General features: G+C 51.1%; 15 protein-coding genes and 2 pseudogenes. 10 read left to right on the top strand and 7 right to left on the bottom strand.

Annotated elements, in window-relative coordinates; genetic code table 11:
• Nucleotides 1-134: 134 nt before the first annotated feature.
• Nucleotides 135-431, top strand: a pseudogene (locus ACERJA_RS13845) (cell division control protein Cdc6); the annotation flags it as partial.
• Between the two features lie 139 nt (nt 432-570).
• On the opposite strand, the gene ACERJA_RS13850 reads toward ACERJA_RS13845, so the two are convergent.
• On the bottom strand, nt 571-1,155 hold the full coding sequence (locus tag ACERJA_RS13850; protein ID WP_373608848.1) for a hypothetical protein: 585 nt from the start codon (nt 1,153-1,155) through the stop codon (nt 571-573).
• 349 nt (nt 1,156-1,504) lie between these two features.
• On the opposite strand from ACERJA_RS13850, the gene ACERJA_RS13855 reads away from it, so the two are divergent.
• On the top strand, nt 1,505-2,020 hold the full coding sequence (locus tag ACERJA_RS13855) for a hypothetical protein (protein WP_373608849.1): 516 nt from the start codon (nt 1,505-1,507) through the stop codon (nt 2,018-2,020).
• Nucleotides 2,021-2,330: 310 nt separating this feature from the next.
• Complete coding sequence (locus ACERJA_RS13860) at nt 2,331-4,439, top strand: DUF262 domain-containing protein (RefSeq protein ID WP_373608850.1); 2,109 nt, start codon at nt 2,331-2,333, stop codon at nt 4,437-4,439.
• Between the two features lie 116 nt (nt 4,440-4,555).
• On the opposite strand, the gene ACERJA_RS13865 is transcribed toward ACERJA_RS13860, so the two are convergent.
• Together ACERJA_RS13865 and ACERJA_RS13870 are read right to left on the bottom strand one after the other, a co-directional pair.
• Nucleotides 4,556-6,520, bottom strand: a complete 1,965-nt coding sequence (locus tag ACERJA_RS13865; RefSeq protein ID WP_373608851.1) for a homing endonuclease associated repeat-containing protein — start codon at nt 6,518-6,520, stop codon at nt 4,556-4,558.
• A 1,055-nt stretch (nt 6,521-7,575) separates the two neighbouring features.
• Complete coding sequence (locus ACERJA_RS13870; protein ID WP_373608852.1) at nt 7,576-10,344, bottom strand: hypothetical protein; 2,769 nt, start codon at nt 10,342-10,344, stop codon at nt 7,576-7,578.
• A 324-nt stretch (nt 10,345-10,668) separates the two neighbouring features.
• Here ACERJA_RS13870 and ACERJA_RS13875 point away from each other — a divergent pair, with 324 nt between their 5' ends.
• Nucleotides 10,669-10,896: a hypothetical protein gene (locus ACERJA_RS13875; protein WP_373608853.1), complete on the top strand. Its 228-nt coding sequence runs from the start codon at nt 10,669-10,671 to the stop codon at nt 10,894-10,896.
• A gap of 472 nt (nt 10,897-11,368) precedes the next feature.
• Here ACERJA_RS13875 and ACERJA_RS13880 read toward each other — a convergent pair whose 3' ends face one another.
• Nucleotides 11,369-12,202, bottom strand: a complete 834-nt coding sequence (locus ACERJA_RS13880; protein WP_373608854.1) for a MarR family transcriptional regulator — start codon at nt 12,200-12,202, stop codon at nt 11,369-11,371.
• Between the two features lie 147 nt (nt 12,203-12,349).
• On the opposite strand from ACERJA_RS13880, the gene ACERJA_RS13885 reads away from it, so the two are divergent.
• The gene (locus tag ACERJA_RS13885; protein ID WP_373608855.1) at nt 12,350-12,655 is read left to right on the top strand and encodes a M48 family metallopeptidase; all 306 of its coding nucleotides are present in this window, start codon (nt 12,350-12,352) and stop codon (nt 12,653-12,655) included.
• A gap of 45 nt (nt 12,656-12,700) precedes the next feature.
• Here ACERJA_RS13885 and ACERJA_RS13890 read toward each other — a convergent pair whose 3' ends face one another.
• Nucleotides 12,701-14,089 (bottom strand): tetratricopeptide repeat protein, encoded by a 1,389-nt coding sequence (locus tag ACERJA_RS13890; RefSeq protein ID WP_373608856.1) that lies wholly within the window; start codon nt 14,087-14,089, stop codon nt 12,701-12,703.
• 694 nt (nt 14,090-14,783) lie between these two features.
• Here ACERJA_RS13890 and ACERJA_RS13895 point away from each other — a divergent pair.
• The 4 genes from ACERJA_RS13895 to ACERJA_RS13910 all read left to right on the top strand — a co-directional run bounded on the left by ACERJA_RS13895 (nt 14,784) and on the right by ACERJA_RS13910 (nt 19,497).
• The gene (locus ACERJA_RS13895) at nt 14,784-16,415 is read left to right on the top strand and encodes a hypothetical protein (RefSeq protein WP_373608857.1); all 1,632 of its coding nucleotides are present in this window, start codon (nt 14,784-14,786) and stop codon (nt 16,413-16,415) included.
• Between the two features lie 94 nt (nt 16,416-16,509).
• Entirely contained in the window at nt 16,510-16,749 is a 240-nt protein-coding gene (locus tag ACERJA_RS13900) for a hypothetical protein (RefSeq protein WP_373608858.1), read from the top strand.
• 138 nt (nt 16,750-16,887) lie between these two features.
• A complete protein-coding gene (locus ACERJA_RS13905; RefSeq protein ID WP_373608859.1) occupies nt 16,888-18,324 on the top strand; it encodes an IS66 family transposase in 1,437 nt (478 codons plus the stop codon).
• A 285-nt stretch (nt 18,325-18,609) separates the two neighbouring features.
• On the top strand, nt 18,610-19,497 hold the full coding sequence (locus ACERJA_RS13910) for a hypothetical protein (protein ID WP_373608860.1): 888 nt from the start codon (nt 18,610-18,612) through the stop codon (nt 19,495-19,497).
• A 24-nt stretch (nt 19,498-19,521) separates the two neighbouring features.
• Here the strand turns inward: ACERJA_RS13910 and ACERJA_RS13915 are convergent, their stop codons facing one another.
• Both ACERJA_RS13915 and ACERJA_RS13920 read right to left on the bottom strand, forming a co-directional pair.
• A complete protein-coding gene (locus tag ACERJA_RS13915) occupies nt 19,522-19,821 on the bottom strand; it encodes a hypothetical protein (RefSeq protein ID WP_373608861.1) in 300 nt (99 codons plus the stop codon).
• Between the two features lie 691 nt (nt 19,822-20,512).
• On the bottom strand, nt 20,513-21,769 hold the full coding sequence (locus ACERJA_RS13920; RefSeq protein WP_373608862.1) for an orc1/cdc6 family replication initiation protein: 1,257 nt from the start codon (nt 21,767-21,769) through the stop codon (nt 20,513-20,515).
• Between the two features lie 308 nt (nt 21,770-22,077).
• On the opposite strand from ACERJA_RS13920, the pseudogene ACERJA_RS13925 reads away from it, so the two are divergent.
• Nucleotides 22,078-22,188: pseudogene (locus ACERJA_RS13925) on the top strand (IS5/IS1182 family transposase); the annotation flags it as partial.

Below are 22,188 nucleotides of genomic sequence, written 5' to 3' on the forward strand. Positions count from 1 at the left end.
TAAGAGAGGATTCCGATAGAACTGATACTGCTATTTAGCAAATCTTGACAAAGAAATCACGCCATTATTTTTTCCTAAGACTTGGGACCTCTCGCACATCTCTGTTTTCGTTTTTCCGTTTTCATTTCGATAATGGTCTGAACTTCTCTGATTATGATGCTAACGAACTCATTGAAATTATCAATCGTCGCCGTGATGCGTTCAAAGACGGGTCCCTTGATGGAGGTGTTATTGAACTTGTTGCTGCATACGGAGCGAAAAACGAAGGTGACGCGCGACGGGCAATCGACCTGCTTCGTGACGCAGGAGAGATTACGAACAGAAACGGTGAGGCGGTCGTCATGGAGCAGCATGTGCATGCGGCCAATGATTCGGCCGTCAAAAGCCGTGTGCTGGAGATCGTCGGTGGAATGTCTCTTCAGAATAATATCATAGGAAGGGTATTACAACAGTCCAAATACGTGTCTTTCATCTACTAATATACACTATGTGGATTGCGTCAAGAATCGCGTCCTGAGCGTGGTCAACCTCTGGTTGTCTAAGCGCTCTCTTAGGGATGGTAACCGGTTTCTATTTCAAGTTTTCCAGAATCTGGAGGAAGCGAAACGCCGGCGCCCCGTGATCGCTGATGTCGCCCTTTGCCGCATCCTGAAGGTCACGAATCCTCGCGGTGTAGTCTTGATTGATTACGAGGTCCAGTTCTTCGTCCGTTTCTTCCTCGAACTTCTCTGCGAGTGCCTCGAGGCCCTCGATTAGTGCACCTCCGTTTTGCCAACCGGACACCACCGGAGCCCAGAATTGATACGAATACCCGTCTGCTTCCGGGAAGGTATCATTGACGTACTGATAGTCTGACTGAAATTTCTCCCAAAGTTTCTGCAGTGAGTAATGGTACGCCTTGGTGTTGGAATATTCGGTCCACCAGCCTTCATCCGGCGATCCCGAATACAGATCCCCGCTCATGTGGGTGACAACTTCGCAGACGTAGACGTTCTGATCACCTGTTTCCCGGTCGTTGTCTATTGCAACGACATCCGCTTCCATCTGGTTACCCGGTTTCTCCGAGCGATTGTTGTAGCTAACAACCTCGCAGCCGTTCAATCGTTTGTGATACGCGCCGACAAGCAATTCTCCCCATCCTGCATTCACTGGCATGGAGTCACGATGAACTCGCCAGAATAAGTAAGCAAGTGTGAATTCTTCGTTCAGTCATTAGTACAGCGGGTCTGCTGAGCACGCGCTCTGTCGCGGCGTGATGAGTAGCAGGATCCGACCGACAACGCTCGGCCCTTCCGGGACCACCCCCTGGGACGAGCAGTTCAAGTGCCGCACGTAACTCACTGATTACTGAAACGTGGCAGAAGAACCGTTCCCGAATTGCTGCGCGACGGACTCCATCGAATCGAACACGACAAACTGGCCCGAACTTCACTACTGCTCTCGGTGTCAGCGTCCGTTCAATCCATCCGCTTGGCCGTGTCCGTGGTGTAATGACGACGCCGACGTGACGCGAAACCCGCTTGACGACTACTCCGAGTACTACTGCTACGCGTGCAACGTGGCGTTTGATCGACTGGGGTCCGGCTTCGACCTCGAACAGGTCGAAGAAGACGAGTTGGTGACCGACGACTTGACGCTTCGTTTTACGGTCGAGACGACAACCTACCCGGACGGACTGCGCACTGACCGCCGGATCACACTGCGAAACGACGGGCCGACGCCCGTCGCGATTCGGGAATGGAAACCGATCGCCCTCCAGCATCGAGTTGGCAAGCGCGAGTGGGTGACGCCCTTCGGAAATCCCGATGCCTTTGCCCCTTCCAACCGATCCGTCCTCAACCCTGACAGCGTGGTGACGTGGAAACTCACGACCCATCCGCAAGGCTTCAAAATCGAGGACCAGACCTCTCGCTGTCGGCCGCTCCTTTCGGGCGAGTGCAGATTCGTCTACTGGGGAATCACCGAGACGGAGGCCGTCTTGGCGACGCGGTTCCAAGTGGAATTCGACCGTAATCGGTAGGTAACGGTTCCCACTTTTTTATTGCGTTTTCGAATTTCTGCGCGCAATGATTCGCGTGAGAAAGTGCTCGCTCAACGTTGCTTTCTTGATTCGCAAGTTCACTCCCATCGGTCGCGACCAACGAACGGGTGATCTGGCTGTCTCTTTTCGTCTCTCGTCATCGGCCCACCTCGATCGAGGCGAGTGTGACACCTACGCCAAGTATGCTCATCAGCAGTACCAAATTTCGGTGATATTCGAGGATGCTTAAGCAATGAAAACCAGTGATGGAGGAGAAGAAATTATATCCGAGTGACTGGTCAACGCGTTCATGGAGACCCGAACGGTCCACCTAGACTCTCTGTTAACCGATGGGTTGTTTGATATCCCTGGCTACCAGCGGAGTTACTCGTGGGAAGAGTTACAGCTTCAAGAGCTACTGGAGGATCTGTTGTACCTCCCGGACGGCAAGTCACACTTCTTCGGGAACATCATCCTGGACAAGCAAGGCGAGCAATTTCGAACGGATCGTGGCAGGCGATTCGACAAGTACGACGTCGTCGACGGGCAACAGCGGCTGACCTCCGCCGTCATCTTCCTCCACGTGGCCGCGCAGTTCGACGAGACGGTGGCCGAGACCCTGGACGAAGACAACCTCGTTTCGCCGATCGCAGAACGACCGCGCTTGCTTCCGCAGGATCAGGACAAGGAGTACTTCCGCGATTGCTTGCTCGGTTCCGCTGCGATCGACACCCAGACGCCGTCCCAGGAGCGACTCAAACGAGCCTCCGAATTCTTCGAGCGCGAGTTCGAGCAACTGGACGGCAAGGGGATGATCCGAGAACTGGCCGAGAAACTCCGGTACGACTGTCGAGTGAACGTCGTCGAGATAGATGATGGATCGGAGGCTGCCTCGATCTTCGAGAGCCTGAACGATCGCGGACGGCCGCTCTCGACGCTAGATAAGACGAAGAGCTTCCTGATGTACATGGATGATCGCTCCAGCAACGGGGGAGCGTTGGAAGAGAAGATCAAGGACCGATTTGGAAGCATCTACCGCGAACTCTTCGTCCTCAGCACCGGACACGAGCGAGTCTCCGATTTCGACGAGGACAGCTTTCTCCGCTTTCACTGGGGGATATACGACGGCTACGACTCCGATGAGTACTTCCAGGGCTTCGAGACGCTGAAGACACGGTTGCGGGAGCGCTACCGCGCGGGCGACCTCGAGGCCGTTCAGAAGGAGATCGATCACTACGTGCAGGATCTCCGCGAGGCGGCCTCGGCGTTTGCGGCGATCTTCGAGCCGCAAAACCGGCTGGACGAAGTGCGGACGCCGCTGGTGCGGCTGCTGGAACTCGGGCGGATGGCGAACGTCCTGCCCCTCCTCATGGCGTCGTATCTCAGATTCGGCACGGACGAGCCGGACGCGTTCGCCGCGATCGTCGATGCCTGCGAGACGCTCGCGTTCAGGATGTACGCGATTGATGGTCGGCGCGCAGATACCGGGCGAGGGCGATTGGTCCGTCTGGCCCACGAGGTCCACACCGATCGATCGCTCAAGGCCCAGGAAATCGTGATGAGCATCGATGCCATCACTGATCGTTACACGTCCGATGAGCGGTTCGAACGCAAGCTTCGAGATCCCGACTTCTACGAAAGCAACACCAGCCGCGACGCGAAGTACCTGTTCTACAGGTACGGCCAGCAGATCGACTCGGACGCCGGCGAGGAGGTTCTCAAGGATCTGTCGCACATCCTCTCGAGCGAGTTTCAGGTCGAGCACGTCCTCGCGCGGAAGCTCCCGGAGGAGGCGATTCCGGAGAGCGTGGCCGAAGACTTTGACGAGCACGTCCACCGGCTCGGCAACCTGACGATTGCCAGTCGATACTGGAACAGCTCGTACGGCAATCTGCCGTTTGCCGAGAAGAAGCGGTCCACCGGCAGCCGCGAGAAGGACTATGAGTCCTCTACACTGCGCGTCCAGCGGGAGTTGGCCGAATTCGACGAATTCGGTAAATCGGAGATCGATTCGCGAGAGGAGACCCTCGTTGAGTTTGCCCTCGAGGAGTGGGCGATCGATCCGCCCGAGATCGACCAATCGAATTCAAATGTTCCGGAGGAGTTCGAGGGCTACTTCCCGTCGGATTTCTTCGATCGCCTGACCACGAAGCAAGAGGCGATGTTCCGCGTGTTGTACGAAGCGGAGGGTCCAATAACCACTGACGAACTCGTTCGCCGAATGGAGGCCGATCACGGTGAAACAGTCGGTGGGAGTAACGGGCTGTCCGGAATTCTGGCGGGATTGACCTCGAAGCATTCGAAGGCGTTCAGACGCTCGATCATGTCGGCGCAGTGGACCGGCAATCAGTTCAAGTGGTGGTTGACACTCGACGACGAACAGGAATGCATCTTTGTGGAAAGGCTCTCGCTGCCCTGAAGTCTACACGTCGCCCGAACGAATCTGATCCTAGACCCTTCCTTTCTCTACGACAGCACATGCTCAATACCTTTTGAATGGAAGGTGGTACATTACCGTAATGGAAAATAATTACTCTATTTAAACATATCTAGCCGGTAGTGTTCCTTATCATCCGTGACGATGTCGTCCGGCATGAGTTTGTTGAAGTACGACTTAGGTTTTCCCTCTATAATCCTGTGACACTTCTCGCAGACTGTAATCAGATTTGCAAGTACATTGGCTGTCTTATATATACTAAATTTGTTGAATTTACGGATGTGGTGAACTGATAGATCCCGGTCGTACTCCTTGTAGTGCTCACCGCGTCCCATCCCGCATCTGCGGCACTGATACCCATCGACCGAAATCCGCTTTTCGCGCTGTCTTTGCCAATTCGCGCCGTAGTACGTGTAGTCATACTCCCCGTCGCGGGGAAAGCGCGGTTCAAAGCCAGCAACTTGAATCGCGTCGCTCCACGATCCAAAGGTGCTGTGGTATGGTCCCTCCGAAATGTCTCCATGTTCATTCAGTTCCTCCTGGGTCGGGACATGGCCAAGGCAGTCGATGATGTCCTCCAAATTCGCGAGCAATTTCTCTCTCGTGTATTCAACCTGTGGTGTGGGTTCTAAACCAGCCTCCTCAACGGCCGCGTTCCACGTTCCGAACCGCTTCGGATAGATAGATGGGAAGTACGTTCCGTGCCTCTCCATCTGTGCACGTGATGGCGTCCCCCCGAGTTCGCCAGCGACCCGTTGCAGGTCATCAAGAAGTTCTTCGTCAGCAATCTTTTCGCGCTTTACGACCGGCAGTTCGGAAGCGCGGAGGGCCTCGTTCCAAGAGCCAAACTCCCGTTTGTACGGCTCTGCCGAAAATTTCGACATCTCGGGAATCTCTTCTCGGGTCGGACTGCGTCCGAGACGGTTGGCGGCACCTTCCAATTCTTCTAGAAGTTCCTCGCGTGGAATGTCGATCCGCACGTTGGGAGCGAGGCCCGCCTCAATGAGCGCGTCATTCCATGATCCAAAGTGGCGCTGATAGGAACCGACGCCGTACTTACTCAACCGCGTCATCTGCTCGGTGGTAGGCGTTCTGTCCAACTCCTCTGCCAAGCGGTGAAGTTCGGTTAGAAGTTCCTCCTTAGTGTACTCGATCCCGCCGGTCTCCGGTTTAAAGTCGCACTCTTCGAGCGCGGCAGTCCATGACCCAAACTCGTTGTAGTAAGTGTAGCGTGTGTATTTGCTGTGATCGTCAAGAACGGACAAGGTCGGGGTTTCTCCTGTCCTCTCGTACAACCGTTCGATCTCCTCAAGTAGTTCTTCTCGTGTAACGTCGTTTCGACGGTTGAGTTCCAATCCAGCAGCCTCGAGAGCGGCGTTCCATCCTCCAAGATGACGGCGGATAACAGCGAGCGAAAAATCCGCGTATTCGGTGAAATCCTCCTGCGTTGGGGACCCGTCCACCAAATCAGCCACTCGCTTCACCTCTTCGAGAGCGGCTTCTGGCCCTATTTCGATCTGTTGGTTTAGTTCGCAACCGATCTTTTTCAGAGCGGTATTCCACGATTCGAACCGGTTGATATAGGTCGTGCTGTGGAATTCGCCAATTTCATCCATATCCTTTTTTCGGGGTGTTCTGTCAGCGTGGTCGCGCACTCGACAAAGTTCTGCCAAAAGCTCCTCGTCGGTGTTATCATAAATGTAGTTCACTTCGCAACCTGCCGCTTCAAGCGCACTGTTCCAGGACCCAAATCGATCTGCGTACACTGCTTCCGAGAACTTCCCCTTCTCATTCATCTCGTCAGCGGTCGGCACCCGGCCAAGTCGGTCGCAGAGGTGATCAATCTCTTCTATAAGTTCGTTAGTAGGAATGTCACGTCTTTGCGAAGGCTCGAGTCCGGCGGATTCAATTGCCTTTGTCCACGATCCAAATCGGCGAGAGTAGGTGTTAACCCCATATTTTCCATCATCGGTCATATCCGCTGCCGTAGGGACGCAATCGAGTTCTCGACTTAGACGTCGCAGTTCATCGAGGAGATCCTCATTCGAGACCCGTCGTGTCACTCCCTCATGTTCGTTTTTATACCCTATATTAGTTCGTAGAACACGGGAAAGGTGCGTGGTGCTGCCAAGGGTACCCGTGTGTAGTTTCGAATGCCAAACTCCGTATGGGTCGTCATGACCGTACCCGCCGGTCCACTGTTCACTAAATGAATAGTGAACCAATTCATGATTAGGGAAAATAATTCATGGAATCGAGATTTTTATCCCTGGCTGAGCATTGCACTGACGTTATGTTGCAGCGCCGAGTGGTTTGATCCGGCGAATCCCATGACGGAGGCGACCCGCGTGTTGCGACGTGATGGACTCTCCCGCGTTGCGTGCGGATTCTTTATAAGAAAGTCGGCGCCGTCGTGTAACTCCTAGGCGTTACGCGGCAGGATGGGCGCTGCAGGTACAGAACTAGAGACAGTGTATACTCACTGAGATTACAATTGAGTGGAGTTACCGAGCTTGTATCCTGTCAATTACGCTTTCAATCTAATAATACCAACCCATACAGGATAGTATAGGACTTCAGTCGCCCATAGCGGTTAGTCCCCCTCCACATTGCGTAATTTTGTGAGGAACTGGTCTGGAGTGCCTACTGCCAGTCGGAACATGGCCGTATGGATTTCATGAGAGTACGCCCCATGAGATTCGTCATGTTCGATTTCCAATTTACTAATTTCTCTTTTGAACTCGTTCGTATCCTCGAGTCGGATTGCGTAGAGTTTGCTTGTCATGATAATGTCTACGGGTAAATAGAATATTGGGGGCTTGACTTTTTATTAATACAGTAGTATAGTGCATCAGACGCAATGAGGTCAGGATATACGCGCTCGTCTGATATTAGATACACCTACTGTATGACCGTTACCCCCGTTGTCACGCGTCTGTCTCTCCCCTGTGATCAATATGTAGAATGGTCCGTCGGATAGCCCGCTACCGAACATAATGGTACAGACAACATAGATATTATCGAGGACTTGGATTTTGCAATTTCGGGTATAGGATGTGTCGCTGCTGGTCGCGAGTATGTCTAGACCGACATACGTTAGTAGCTTTATCAGTGGACACTATGATTGTCCAACATCATCATCATTTTCTGTGGACTCAAAACCATCGTCTGGTTCGGTTTCATCCCCACTATTATCTGGTTCAAATTCGTCGAATTCATCGTCTGGTTCAGTCCCGTTGTCCCCGTCATCTGGTTCGAACCCGTCGAATTCATCGTCTGGTTCAGTCTCGTCGTCCCCATCGTCTGGTTCGAACTCATCAAATTCGTCATCTGGTTCGTTGTCAGACTCAGCCGTTCCGTACACTGTCACAATTTGCTCATCATCGTCATTTTCGGTTTCAAAGTGGACTGGGAATTCTTGGTCGTTGTCAACCATTGGTGTCTCATACCCGAGTGACAATTCCATCTGTTCGCCACCAGCGGCCGAGACAGTCTCTCTCTCAACAACTTCCGAGTCATGGCCGACAACGAGTTCAACTGTTTCTGTGACCTCAGAAGACCCCGTGTTCTCGAGTTCGGTAGTTACCTCAAGGAATTCGCCAGCATCAACCGGTGTGTTTGTATTGGTGATGTTTACCTCGAGGTTAACATCATTATCAGCATCTAATTCGACGGTTGTAGAGGCCTCGTCGACAGGACTCTCAACCATTACATCAACCTCGCCATCCGTATCAGTTGCTGGATCACCGCTTAGCGTGACGGTTTCCGACTCAACTGTGTCTACGCTTACTGATTCGGAATCGATTTGCTCACCATCGAGTGCAAGCGTGATTTCTTGTTCCTCGTCCATCCGCACGTTCTGCATACTCCCTTCGTTTTGGACGGTAACAGTTATCTCGACTTCTTCATTGACGACCGTCTCCTCAATATCGATCATAAGTGGTGGCATGATCTCCGGACCGTCATCGGATTCGACTGCGCTAATACGGTTGTCTTCTGTAATCGCGACTGCGAGAGTCGAGTATCCTGCTAGAAGCCAATGTGCTGGTTGGTCACCTTCGGGCCCAGTCACAGTGATCGTAGCCGTGTCCTCTCCTCCGCTTACGGATGTCTCTTCCCAAATATCAACTTGGTTTTGGCCCTCCTGCCATAGGACACGATCAAGGTTACCTGCTGGATCATTCGCTGTTACGGTGATATCAACCGACTCGTCTGCATGAATAACGTCGTCGGTGCTTGGCTCAGCTTCCATCTCGGTGATGGTTGGTTCACTCAGAGCTTCATCTTCGATACTGACAATCCACGCTTCGAGTTCGCTTCCATCGGGGTGTTCGGCCGTGACCTCATAAGTACCAGTCCCCTCAAATGCCGTTGAGTACGCAGCATTTCCGATATGGTCCTGATACCCCATTAAAAATAGACCAGAACTGTCTTCATTATCGCCGTCACTCCACTCGATTTCATGCGATTCGACGCCGGACGGCAATTCTGTTTCGAATAACAATTCCGTGTCAGGCGCAGCTGTGATATCTGCCTCTTCTTCCTCTTCTTCCTCTTCGTCTTCCTCTTCTTCTGAGTCTTCATGCTCATCTTCCAAATCTTCTAACTCATCACTGTCACCCTCTGTAATTGAAAGAGAAGCAATGTCAAACGCTGTCTCTGGCGCAGCGCTATTATAGTAGGTGTGAATCATTAATGACGACCGCTCGGAATCGGGTACGTCCCCAGATACAGTCACTTGATAATCAGACGGTTCTTCTTCTTCAGCTTCCCAAACCTTGATCGCGTACTCACCGTTCCCATCGTGGTAGCACTTTGCCTTGTACCACCGACCGATGTTCCAGTCCATTGTTTCTTCATATCCGGTGTCATCTAACAGTGTACTCCATGATCTGTTGAATTTCGGCCCAAAGCGACGTGGGGCACCAATCCCTCCCGGATCATTGTATCCGAGATTGCAGACAACACCACCCTCAACCTCACTATCAGTAGAAGCAGCAATCCAAAGCCGTAGCTTCTGACTGGAGTATAATTCTTCCGTGTTAATTCGATACACTGTTTCTACCGTCCACTCACCTGACCATGGGAATTCATAACGAGTCTCGAGGAACTGGTGACTTGTGGCATCATGCTCAACCGAGAGTGCGTGATTGCTTTCTTCTGGAGTATCTACCTCCCGAATCTCCATGTCTGGGTCCGTATACCTATAACCTGATTCCCACCGTGTACGATATTCTCCTGTTTCCCACTGCTCGTAGAACTCATCGCCATCCCATATCTCGTAATTCTCAATGTTATTCCTATAATCGTTGAACCCATCAAGGGCATCGAGGTCAATTAAATCGTTAATGTCCCCACATTCGTCTTGAAGCTCAGCGCAAAATTCTAGTTCATAGTCGAGGCCCGTTATTATGTATGTCCCCGGGGCTATGCGTTCCCGTTCGGGGTCCAGTCGTAACTCGCCAGAAAACGAGACGACATCTATCCCAAATGCGTATTCTTCTTGGCACTCTTCAGTTATTCCGATGGACGCGGTTGTAGCAGTGTCTACTTGCGCTTCCAATTCACAACCTCCGTGGTAAATGAATTTGAGTGGGAATTCCCTATTTGTCCCCGGCACGGTGTAGTCAACCGAGAATTCAATCGGAAGTATTTCGTCGGACATGCCTACCGAGGCAGTGACTGCCTCGCCCTCGGCTCCAGATATAACCCGCCCATTGCGGGAGACGTCTTCCCCTGCTCTCACAGTCAGCCATTCGGGCGTATCGTTATTGTTCGTCTCCTCTTCTTCTGTGGATTCGGACTGGCCGATTACCGTACCTGCCACGGTTCCACTGCTAAGTGATGCTAACAGTGTTCTTCGGGAAATGCGGTCTGGTAATGTCACACACCCCCTCTCCCAGCCATCAATACAAATAACTAACAACTTGCACCAAATGGACAAATTATTGTCATCGTTAATATCAATGCCGAGTTCAGGGATCGGAAAGCTGACGACAAAGTGGTCATCGTTGTGAAAGTGTATTGGCAATTCTCATATTGTGACTTTCGTCAAACGTTGTGAGCGTGTCATCAATTGCTGTTTTAATACAGTGAGGTAGTGCATCAAGCCTGCTGTGGTTGGGATATGCGCACTCGGTTGGCTCGCTGGTGTCGTTATTTGAGTTTCTCCCGGAGTTTTATCACTTCGCTCGGTGACCCGTGGTATGTCATGTCGGATGATACGCCTGATAATGAGGAGATAGCGCATATGGTCGCAAAGGCGCTGGATCATGACCTTGATGATTCAGATATACAGCGGTTGACGGATCTCGCGGATCAAACGGAAGTTCCCGAAGAAGAGATTGAGGAGATGATTGAGGAAGCTGATGATGGTGATGAGTTGGCGGAGATGTACGCGGAGCGGAAAAGGGAACTCATAGAGGACTACACTCCCTAAGGCGAAGTCGACAACAAGTATACCTGAGTACCACTCTGGCCCACTGGACGCTCGAGTTGTCCCTATCGAATCCCATTTCGAAGCAATTCCTGAACCCTTAGGGACATACCCCTAAGATGGATTGGGTACCTATCGAACCGAGGAGAAATTCTCATCAGTTGGTTTAGTACGGAACGCACTCTGGAAGCGGTTAATTCTGGCTAATCAGGTGAAATATAATATCGGAATATCGTGATGGTCCATCCTTATTCGAACTGTGTGTGGTTACCAAGGAAGCATGAGAGTGTACCTACATACAGTAATTGATAACGGGACATCATGAAATGGGGGAGTTAAGTTAGTGAAAAATAGTGCTGCAGCTATAGTAACAACTGAAACGATTCACACACTGATCGCACAGCCGTCGTGCGATCAGGTGTGCATTGACTTTCAGTGGCTACTATAATAGAGGGCAACCACGAAAGGGGAATTACTACTCGGGCGACTGAAGAACCACCTCTTCTGGATCGATATCGCCGCTTAAAAGGCGCTCAGCTAGCTTTTCTGCATCAACCGTATCATGGGAACCATCGTCAGTGTCATCCTTGTCGCCCTCATTTGATTCGGATTCACTTTCTCGCTGTGCATCACGGTTTCGCCGTCGCTCGGCAGCCCGTTCTTCGATGTTTTCACGGCGTTCCGCTTCGGTCATATCACGGTCAAGCAAGGAACGAACTGTCTCCTTTGCTTGCTGGGACTGCCAGCGAACGAATCCAACTGCACTGAAGCATCGGATAACGATTCCATCTTCTTCGAGTTTACCAGCAATTCGTCCGATAGAGTCTTTTGTTAGTCCGATCTCATCGGCTATCTCCTGATATGTTATTTGGTCGTTCGGTCGGTTCAGCAGAACGCAGAGGACGTCGTAGTACGACTTCGTGCGACTGTGGAATAGCCGTCCAGCGACCGTACGTTCGAATTCTTCGGAATGCCAGAATTCGGTGAGTTGTTCGCGACGATCAGCAGGGTGCTTGAAAGTCAGAGAGTTTTGTGACTGTTGGCCAGCAAGAAACCACTCATCTGGGATGAGTTCGTCTTCGCGAATACCAGCCCAGATCGCGTGGCTACAGACAATCCGCTGTGCATGGTGGAGGATCTTTTCCCACCGATCCCAGTGGTATGCGCCGTAAATTGCCGCCTCAAGTTTCCAATGCCGAAGCGGGTCACTCTCGCTTCGTTGCTTATGACGCGAGTCCGCGTATGTTTTTAGTTTGATTTTTTTGGGCGAGTCATTGAGATCACTTGTATCGAAACCAAGGAAGTCCATCCGGGGCGTCGTGAATCCGAAGTGAGTACACCCACCAGTTTCAACTTCTTTGTACTGCTTTGCGTTCGCGTTTTCGTTACCGAGAAGTCTTGCGTTCTGTTCAAGTTCCCGGACTGTCTGTTTCGCATAGTCTCGATGATAGCGAATGTGAGCCTCGACGCCTACGCTGATCGAATGGACGTTGAGTACGAGAACCTCGAACTGCGGAACCAGCGGACTCGGTGGGGGAGTTGTTCGACTGGTGGAACGATTAGCCTCAACTGGCGGCTCATCATGGCCCCACCCAATGTCATTGATTACCTCGTCGTCCACGAACTCGCCCACTTGACCGAACAGCACCACGGACGTGAGTTCTGGCAAAGGGTCGGCGAATACATCTCTGACTACAAAGAGAAGGCTGAATGGCTCGAGGAGAACAGCGCGAAATTAGTCTTCAGCGAAGAAGACGTCTGATAACCCGATCACTCAAATATCGACTTCACAGGCGTTCTTTGCGTACTATCCGTTCAACTCTTTCTTCATCTCGCCTTCAAGAAACTGAGTGTGGTCTTCCACGTCGATATTGTGATCGTCGCCAAGCTGCTGTAATTCGGTGACTGCAGAACGATAATGCTCTATCGCTTCACTTTCTTTACCTTGGATAGCTAACATCGTCGCCTCTGTATGCCTTAGACTCTTCGTGGCTTGTGCAACCTTTCTAGCGTCGCAATCATAACTGGATACGTTCTTTCCAGACGCTATCGTTACTGCATTCTGGAAAGCAGATCTCGCATCTTCCCAGTTTTTGTCTCGGCGATAATCGTGCCCCAGAGACACCAACTCCTGAAATCTTATTCGCTGATGGAAGAATGCTGGAAGCGGTCCGGTTAATTGAGCAGCAGCGGCATACAGGAGAGTGCATATTTTCCCGTTTCCGCGATAATCTTTACCAGCAAACCGAAGATATTGGTAGATGTCATAGTGGAACTCTTCCTCAGCTTCAGTCACAGTAAGTGGAAGAACGTTGCCCCACGCTCTCCAGCGATTCCAGTTTGAGTTCTTTGCGTCATTTTTTACATCTGTATAGGATCCCGTTTTGGGAATCGGACGATTTCTGATAAACTCTCTGACGGTCTCCTCGCTATCTGTTAATAGGAGATGTGCTATCCAACCCGCAGTAACAATTGAATCCCATGATGGATCGTATTCAATGGGATCAAACCCAAGGCCCTGTAACGAATCCCTCTCATTTGAGAGATAGTCATGAACGTAATTGCGCCCAAGATACTCTGCAAGCACGTCGTCAACACCGATTGATTCGGTCTGATCAGATTGGTTCCATTTTTTCACCCGCTCCGATAGCACATCAAATAATCTGATTTGTTGGGGGCCTCGATCATCTATACGTTTGGCAAAATAACCAGTTGCAGATCGATACAGAATACGTTCGTAATGATGAGAGTGGCCCGCGAGTTGGTCCATAACGTTAAGGAAAACATCAAATGAAATTGTATCTCGACAATCTTCGCGGAATTCCCATTCGACTTTGGTCGTATCGTAGACGCTTTGGATCAGATCGTGGGCTACCTCGATCTCGCCTTGATTCGCTTTTGTAACAGCAAAATAGACCGGCCCAGATAATAGGGGAACACGAAAATATTCTCCTAAAGTATCGATCTGTATTTGGCCCTGTGTATTGTCAGCTCCCTTCAATTCAAGGGTTATCTCTCCCTTCTCCAATTTTTCATCGTGTATCTCAACAAAGGCCGGAGAAGTAATTTCTGCAGTCTCTAACGAGATCCCGAGTTTTAAATCACCGAGGATTGAGTCGGGGCTATCCACTTCCTTTGGGTGGAAACTATAGTTAATATCCCTCCTCAAATCCCCATCGATAATTCTGTCACTCATGATTGATGGTTGATCCATTCTAACTTATATCTATGTGGCTCTGTTGAAACCCTTGTCCGATAATAGATTCTAACGGTCGTGCTGAATACGGGGCGCAGTCAGCCCACCCGTGATCGCACTGAAGCTATTCACCTTCATTGAAACAACTCCGAAATCTCGTGGCGATTATTCCACTCGTAGTGGCGGTCGGCTGGTACCGAACTAACTGCTTTCGCTGACCCGACGATCACATACTTGCGGTCATCTAACGCGGACAGGGCAACTTCTGCCCGACGAATCCCATGGCGACTCACTTGTCCTTTCACTTCGGTGACATAACGCTGTGTGATTAAATCGGGGGTATAGGCTCGTCCATCTTCGTACGTGACCAGTGATCTGCGGAGGTGCCAACCAAATCCTGATGCCTCTCGCGTTTGTCTCGCCCCCATTATTAAGAAAACAATTTATGTGTTACAACACCACCATTAAATATCTGTAATATAATGTTGGATTTTTGTCTTTGGGTGGGATATGAGGTGGTATGTCAAATAGCCGGAACAATTCGAATTCAGATAATCATCCGGAAGAGAAAAATAGCCGAGTATATCCTAATCGTCGAACAATCATTACAGCGATTGGGGGGACAACTGCGCTCATTGCCGGTTGCGCTGACTCGGATGAAGCTGATAACCCAGATAACGATTCCGATGAAGACTTGAACGATGATGAACCGGCCACTGGCGATCCTCTGGAGGCGACTAGAGATTATTTAGACGCGTGGGACGAAGATGACTACGACGCGATAGTAGCTACTACGCATTCGGATGGTCCCGAAGAAGAATTCATTAGGGACATTGGCCGGGGACAATTAGAGGCAGAACTTCGGAGAGTCGATTTTGAAACGCATGAGGTCGAATTAGTGCAAGAGGAGGACGATTATGCAGAAACAAATGTAATCTATACAAGAGATTCTATCAGAGAAGGTGAAGAGACATTAGAAGCAGCGGTTGAATTACGTCAGGAGGAAGGGGAATGGAAAGTCTGGGAGCAAGAAGAACCAGCCGAAGTAGATTATGATGAATATGAAAACGAATCTTCAGATGATCATCAACAGAATTCAGGCGGGGACGGATCGGACGACGGGGATCAGGAACCGGACGAAGACGAGGAAGCCGACGACCGACCAGATGACTCGGAGGAAAGCGACGAGAGTGATCCCATTATCAGAACGTTGCACGCCGGTTCGGACGAAAACACCTCCTTCCCACCGATGGCCACCCTTCACGCCGAAATCGTTGAATTCGGTCGATACGATGAGGTGAGTAGTTTCGACTTCCAGTTCCGCAGGGCTGGTGAGAATGAATGGCGGATGCTTACCGTTGCTTTCTCAGGTGCCGAGGAGCCTCGTGAGATTTCGGCATCGAACAGTCGTCCAGATGTGGGCGAAGAGTGGGAGTATCGACCCGTCGTTCGCTTCAGCTACGAAGATGAGATTAGCCATGAAACCTACTACGGCGACGTAGAGACGTTCCTATTCACCGATGAGACGACAGTTCGCTCCTCATACGAGGGCGAGGAGACAGATCCCGATGCGGTTGATAACGATAACGGCGATGAAGACAACGAGGTGGAAGAAGGTATTGAGTTTACCTCCCATGACCGTGCCGTTGTCGAAGGTGAATTTGAAGACGGCGATGTTGTGTACGCCAGCACCGGGTTCTACGACGGACAAGAACTGTATGGGAATACGATCAACGAAGACGGAATTACATTTGGAGATGATGTTGCTGCGCCATTCGAAGGTGAAGTCGTCATCGAAGTTGGAGAGGGTGACGGGGTTGTGGAGAACGACGACGAAGTCCATATCCATGTCAACGACTACGGGGGGAACGACAGTACGGCGATAACTGGCCTCGCCACGACAGAAGACGATTACATGGTTGCAGGAACCACTCACGAGAACCCACACGCTGAAGATCACCTTGACCAGTTCGGAGATGAGGAGAACGATAACGAGGACGATGAGGATTCAGATGCTGGGGTACCAGCCACCTTCGAAGTAGAGATTACGGACACGGACTCGCCCGTAACCGGTGGTGAAGAACTCGGTGTTGATGCCACGATTGAGAACACGGGCGGGTTGCACGGAACCACAGAAGCCGTCTTCATCGTCGGGCACGATCCATCGAGGGAAGATTCGGAAACGGTGACGTTAGAACCCGGCGAATCGACCGATGTGCGCCTCTCGTTCACCTCGAGCGAACCAGCAAATACCGAAGAGTTCCCGGTCGTCGTCGAAACCGAGACAGATTCCGACACCGAAACGGCAGTTGTTGAACCCGCGTAGTTCTGCACGGTCTCACTCGTCCTCGTCAACCCCTTCTCAGGGAGGCTTCACTCGTTGGGAGTGTGGATCACTTCACTTCAATACTGGAGATACGATGGCGAATATCGTTTCCTGCATCATATTCCAGATGGCTTCTGAATGGTTCAGCGGCCCTATAACACACTTCTTCCACCAATTGATGGAGAAGTGCGCTGAAAACTTGGATGCGCGGGGTGTCGTCACGCCTGAGGAAGGAAGCACAATCGAATATAAATCTCGGGACTGGTTCAGTGGCGAAGAAACAGACGTGTTGGCTGATAAAATAACAAAAGGGTATGTGTTTAGCCCGGGCTGATTTCGGTACTCTCTCGTAGGAAGCGTTCAACGGACGCAATATGAACAGGCAGCAGACATCGGATACGATTCTCAGGGATGGGCTCCGCAGCGGAGCCCATTCCGTTACTTCTGCTGTCACTACTGGTTGGTGGAGTCTGTGAACGCAGACGATTTCACCAAAGAAGAGCTCCTTTCTCGGCTTCTCCAACTTGAGCAACGAGTCGAAGAACTCGAACGGGAGAACAAGCGAAAGGACAAGAAAATCGATCAGAAGGACGAGCGGATAGAAGAACTCGAAACACGCCTTCGCAAATACGAAAATCCGCATACACCGCCCAGTAAGCGACGGTCGGGGACTGACGAGTCCCCGACCTCGCAGGACGACGAAGACGAGAATGTTCGAACCGATGGCGGTACTCCCGGACGGAAGGACGGTCACGACCCTGAGTGGCGTGCAACAGCAGATCCCGACAAAGAGATCGATGTCACCTGTGACTGTTGTCCCGAGTGTGGCGAACACTTCGACGAGTCGGGGGCTGACGCCCACCGACTCGTCGAGGAGGTTCCCGATCCACAGCCACCACAAATTACCCGGTACAACCGTCGCTACTACCAGTGCAGCTCTTGTGGAACAGAAACCGTTGCTACACACCCCGACTGCCCCGATGAGGGGCAGTTCGGGGTGAACGTCATCTCTCAAGCAGCACTTTCTCGGTACGATCACCGCCTCCCCTACCGGAAAATCGCTGACCGGTTCGAGCAACTGCATGGATTAGAACTCTCGGGCGCGTCCGCGTGGCACGCGACCGAGCGCGCTGCGCGCGCCGGTCGCTGCGAATACGAACAGATTCGAAGACAGATTCAGCAAGCAGAGATCGTTCACGTTGACGAAACCGGTATCAAACGCGAGGGTGAGCAGGCGTGGATTTGGACGTTTCGGACGAGCGAGCACACGCTATACGCCGTAAGGGAGAGTCGTGGAAGTGATGTTCCCGCGGAAGTCCTCGGCGAGGACTTCCCGGGAACGGTCATCTGCGATGGGTGGACGGCGTATCCAGCGTTCAGCAGTAACCTTCAGCGGTGCTGGGCACATCTTCTCCGAGAAGCTGAAGACGCTGCTAGTGACCACGAGGAGGCAGAGCCCGTTTACCGGTACCTCAAGCAGATGTTCGTCGGTCTCCAGTCGTGGCTGGAGACCGACCCGAGTCTTCGTGAGAGAGCACAGATGCATCGCTCATGTCAGAACGGGCTTAGATCACTCGTGGAGCGGTCAGTAACCGACGAACCAGTGGCAACACTACTCGGGAAAATCGAAGGAGGGATCGACCACTGGCTCACCTTCGTCGGTGAGCCAGCGGTCTCCCCGACGAACAACGCAGCTGAGAACGCACTTCGTGAACCAGTCGTTCTCCGGAAAATCATCGGGACACTCCGTAACGATCGAGGTATGTTCGTTCACGAGACGATCTTGTCCCTGCTGGCGACATGGCGCCAGCAGGGACGCAATCCCTACGAAGAACTTCGCCGAGTCGTCAACAACAATGAGATGATCTCACGGGCTCACACTGAACCGGCTGTTGAGACTTCGGGGTAAACACGTACCGCTCAAGGAGCAATTCGATTGGGAGATCGCGATTCTCTAGACCTCCGAGTTGGAAGGGATGATTTTCCGCGAAGTCGTATAGCGAGATCTCTCAACGGGTAAGATGACTTGTAGTGCTTTATTTGGCATAGTGAGGAGGCAATCGCGTAAAATTCTTTAATATTCGTTGCCCTGTCTTCTCGTGAAATGCCGATCACTGGTTGATAGCAGTATGATCAGACTCGTATACATTCTTTTCGAAAATTATTAATATATTTATATTTCAATGTCTATCACATGAGTGTATTCACTCCCGAGGCAGAGAAATTCCTGTACGATCTTCAAGACCAATACATACAGTATCTAAAAGAAGAATACGAAATCACATCTGTCGCTGAGTATTTTGAACATGTGAACGCATACGAAAACTCTGATGCACCCCAATCGTTGAAAGATTATTTACAATCCAACGACGATCCTCTCGAACTTCTTTACCAAGTGGCACCGGCAACAGGTCAAGAAGTCGTCTTAGTATCCAGCAATCCCGGATTACCAAATAGTCTTTCTCCAGATACATTCCGCCCCTCAAGACATCACGGGCGTCACAGTGAGGCAGGAGACAATGTCGCTCGTTCTGCGGAAGTTCTTGCTCAGAATCTTCATGGATATCTGTCTAATTCTAAAGGATTCAGTCAAATAATTCCTAAATTACAATCTTCGCTTGACTTGCTTACGAGCCCTGATGAGGTTCCTTTTGAAGAGTATATAAGAGTGGATGAATCTGGTTTGTCGCCGAGCCTCCACGATGAAATATACTATACGCGAGTCTACAAACTCCCGAGCTATAACGAGACTGCTCTTACTAAAAGAGACAAGGAATTTGGAAAGCAAACTTTCCAAACTGAGCTTAAGAAGGTGACTGACCCAAAGGTGGTAGTTTGTACTGGGGCGATTGCCTGGAGAGCCATGTACGAATCTGTGGACAATCCCCAAGAAGAGATTGAAGCGTACAACGAATCTATTGTAACGGACAGCTTCAGCAAATACGATCAGGGTGGTGCTCGAGGCGGTCTGTATCAATTCCAAGAGCAAGGCATTTGGGTTCTAACGACGCGTCACGGGAGTTGGCCTATAGATACCGAACGCCTGGAGGAAAATCTTCAAACACTGAACCAACATGTCTAGAATTTTATCAACCACAAATCACGCCTAAGACTTGTCTGTGGTATCTTCTTTGACTTTCTCTGCCTCTTCACAAAGCGCCTGTTCTTCGTCGGGACTTGGCGGTAGTTGGTACGGGAGCTTATCGAAGATCGTCCGGCCAAATCCACGATATCTTTTTCGAGCGTAGTAAGCCGACATGCTGCACCTGCTTGAAATGCGACCAAGGCGATTGCGAGCGATGTAGAAGACGTCGAGGTCGGTGTTGGTGCCTGTCAACGTGTAATCGAACGGGCCAGTAGTGTAGTCGATGCTGTCTGGTTCGACGGTGCCGTCTTCGTACAGCACGAATGATTCTTACTCGAGATCCACCTCCGCCAGCACCGACTCTCCGAAGTAGATCTCGATATTGATGTAGTAGATTTGTGCCGGGGAATCAAGGAGGATGTACGCTTCGTCGATGTCGCGCACCTCGAACTTGCTGCCCTTGAGTTGGTGCCTGACGGCGTCGACCTCGCGCTCGCCTTGCTGGTCGGAGACGCTGTTCTTGATGCGACTGGCAATCGTCGCCTTGGGAACCGAGACGACCGATCAGTTGGTATAAGTCGGACCCCGTCGGTTACCCCCTTTCCCCTTGTGCTACCAGATTCCACTAGTTACTCTCACAGTGTCTCGATGCACTCTGGACAAACTATCAATCAACCAGATCGGTGCTCATCACACCACTGCAAAGGGCTGCCGACAACCACGGGCAAGTTTTGGAGCTTATAACAAGGCTGAAACTTCTCCGTCCATAGCTTCGGAAACGGTGGAGGGAGGGTATGCTGGACAATATTTCCCGAGCAGAAATACTACCAGAGTTGTTGATAGTAGCACGCTTAGGTACGGCACAGATATACGTGAGCAGTTTTTGTGAACCACACAATTGGTAACAGACCTCTCTCCGAAATTACCAGAGCTTTTGAGCGAGTCCGGACCCTCCGTCGTTTCCGGAGCTTTCAGTGACCATCGAACTGTTCCAATCATCGAAGCACCAGACTCAATAGTCAGAGATATCGGACTGAAGGAGATTATTGTCATCAGCCGTTGATCGAATGATGTTTGCCACCTCTTCAAACCGGTTCGTCGAGAGAAGAACCTCAAGAACTGCGTTTAACGGAACATCAAGTTCGTACTCGTGATAACGACCAGCTGAGAGCCCTTCGTTCCGTTCATAGACGCTGATGAGCCCAAGCATATTCATATCTGAAAGGTGATCGCGAACACGCCGTTCGCTCACATTATCAGCATCAAGTCTGTCACAGATCTTCACGTATCGTTCGTAAAGATCTCGAGATCGGACAGGTACTTTGTTGAGCGCCTGGTGATAAGAGAGTGCACAGAGGACTGCGTGGCCCTGTGTCGTGAGTTCCTGCATCCCTTCATACAGTTGGTTCTTCTCGAGTTCGTCTTGAGCATCTCGGACGTGCTCCTCAGTCACGGTATCGACATCTTCGGCCTGAGCCAGTTCTCCAGCTTCACGAAGCAGACGGATCGCCTGTCGGGCCGATCCAGTGTCCTGAGCGGCAAAGGCCGCACAAAGTGGAACCACGTCTCCGTCGAGGATACCATCGTAGAACGCTTTTTCAGCGCGTGGTTCAAGAATCGGGCGCAGTTGGTTTGCGTCGTATGGCGGAAAGAGAATTTCTTTTTCAGCGAGTGTGTCTTTGACCTTCGGAGAGAGATTATCCCGGAACTGGAAGTCATTACTGATACCGATTATTACAGGGCGAACATCGCCGACATAACCGTTCGACCGCGCTCGAGGGAGTCCATAGAGAATGTCATCGGAGTTTCCAATGTTGTCGATCTCGTCGAGGACAATCACAACGGTACCACCGAGTGCATCGAGCTCTTCGTAGAGGATATCAAATACACGTTGCTGGGAATAACCGGTAGTACTGATGCGGTCTCTGTTCTGGCTTTTACGAATTTCGTTTACGAGCGCGACTGCGACCTGATAAGACGAGGAAAGGTTCTCACAGCTAACCCAGACAGTTGAGAGATCAACGTCGTCGTACTCGGCAGCATCGTTCTCCAAGTGCGACAGCATGAATTTCGTCGCAACGGTTTTTCCCGTCCCCGTCTTCCCGTATAGGAAGATGTTCGATGTTGGGCGATTATCGATGACCGGTTGGAGAGCTCGTTGGTATTTCTCGAGTTCCTCGTCTCGTTCACGAATATCCTCAGGCTCATACGAGTCGTCAAGCGGTTGGGCATCCGCGAACACTTGACGATCCCGCTGGAACATCCCCATGAGAGACGATAATACAGCCTGACATGATAAAACCACCCCTTCCTTAGCTTCCGGAGCGTCCTAAGCTCAGTGACTTATAAATCTACACCACACCACCACTTCCTAAGCTTTCGTTTTTATAATACACCCTCACTCCACTGTTTCCGGAGCTTTTGTTTGAACGGGTCTCCCCTCTTTTCAACGAAAATCTAACAAAGAAGAAAGTTTTAAATAACCATAACTAAAACAGTAACTGTACTGCAGGTAGAGTTCCATTATAGAGCGTGTCATAGAAAGCGTCACGTACGAAGCAGCAGGGTGCGGAAAGTGTGTCCAGCACCAGCGCAACCCTGCAAGACGTAGCTTCGGTAGACGACTTCTTGAATGTCGCGGCTACCGAGACAGTACCGCTGTTCAAGCACCTTGAGTTCGAGTTTCTA

It is taken from the genome of Natronorubrum sp. A-ect3 (assembly GCF_041821125.1).
Lineage (GTDB): Archaea > Halobacteriota > Halobacteria > Halobacteriales > Natrialbaceae > Natronorubrum > Natronorubrum bangense.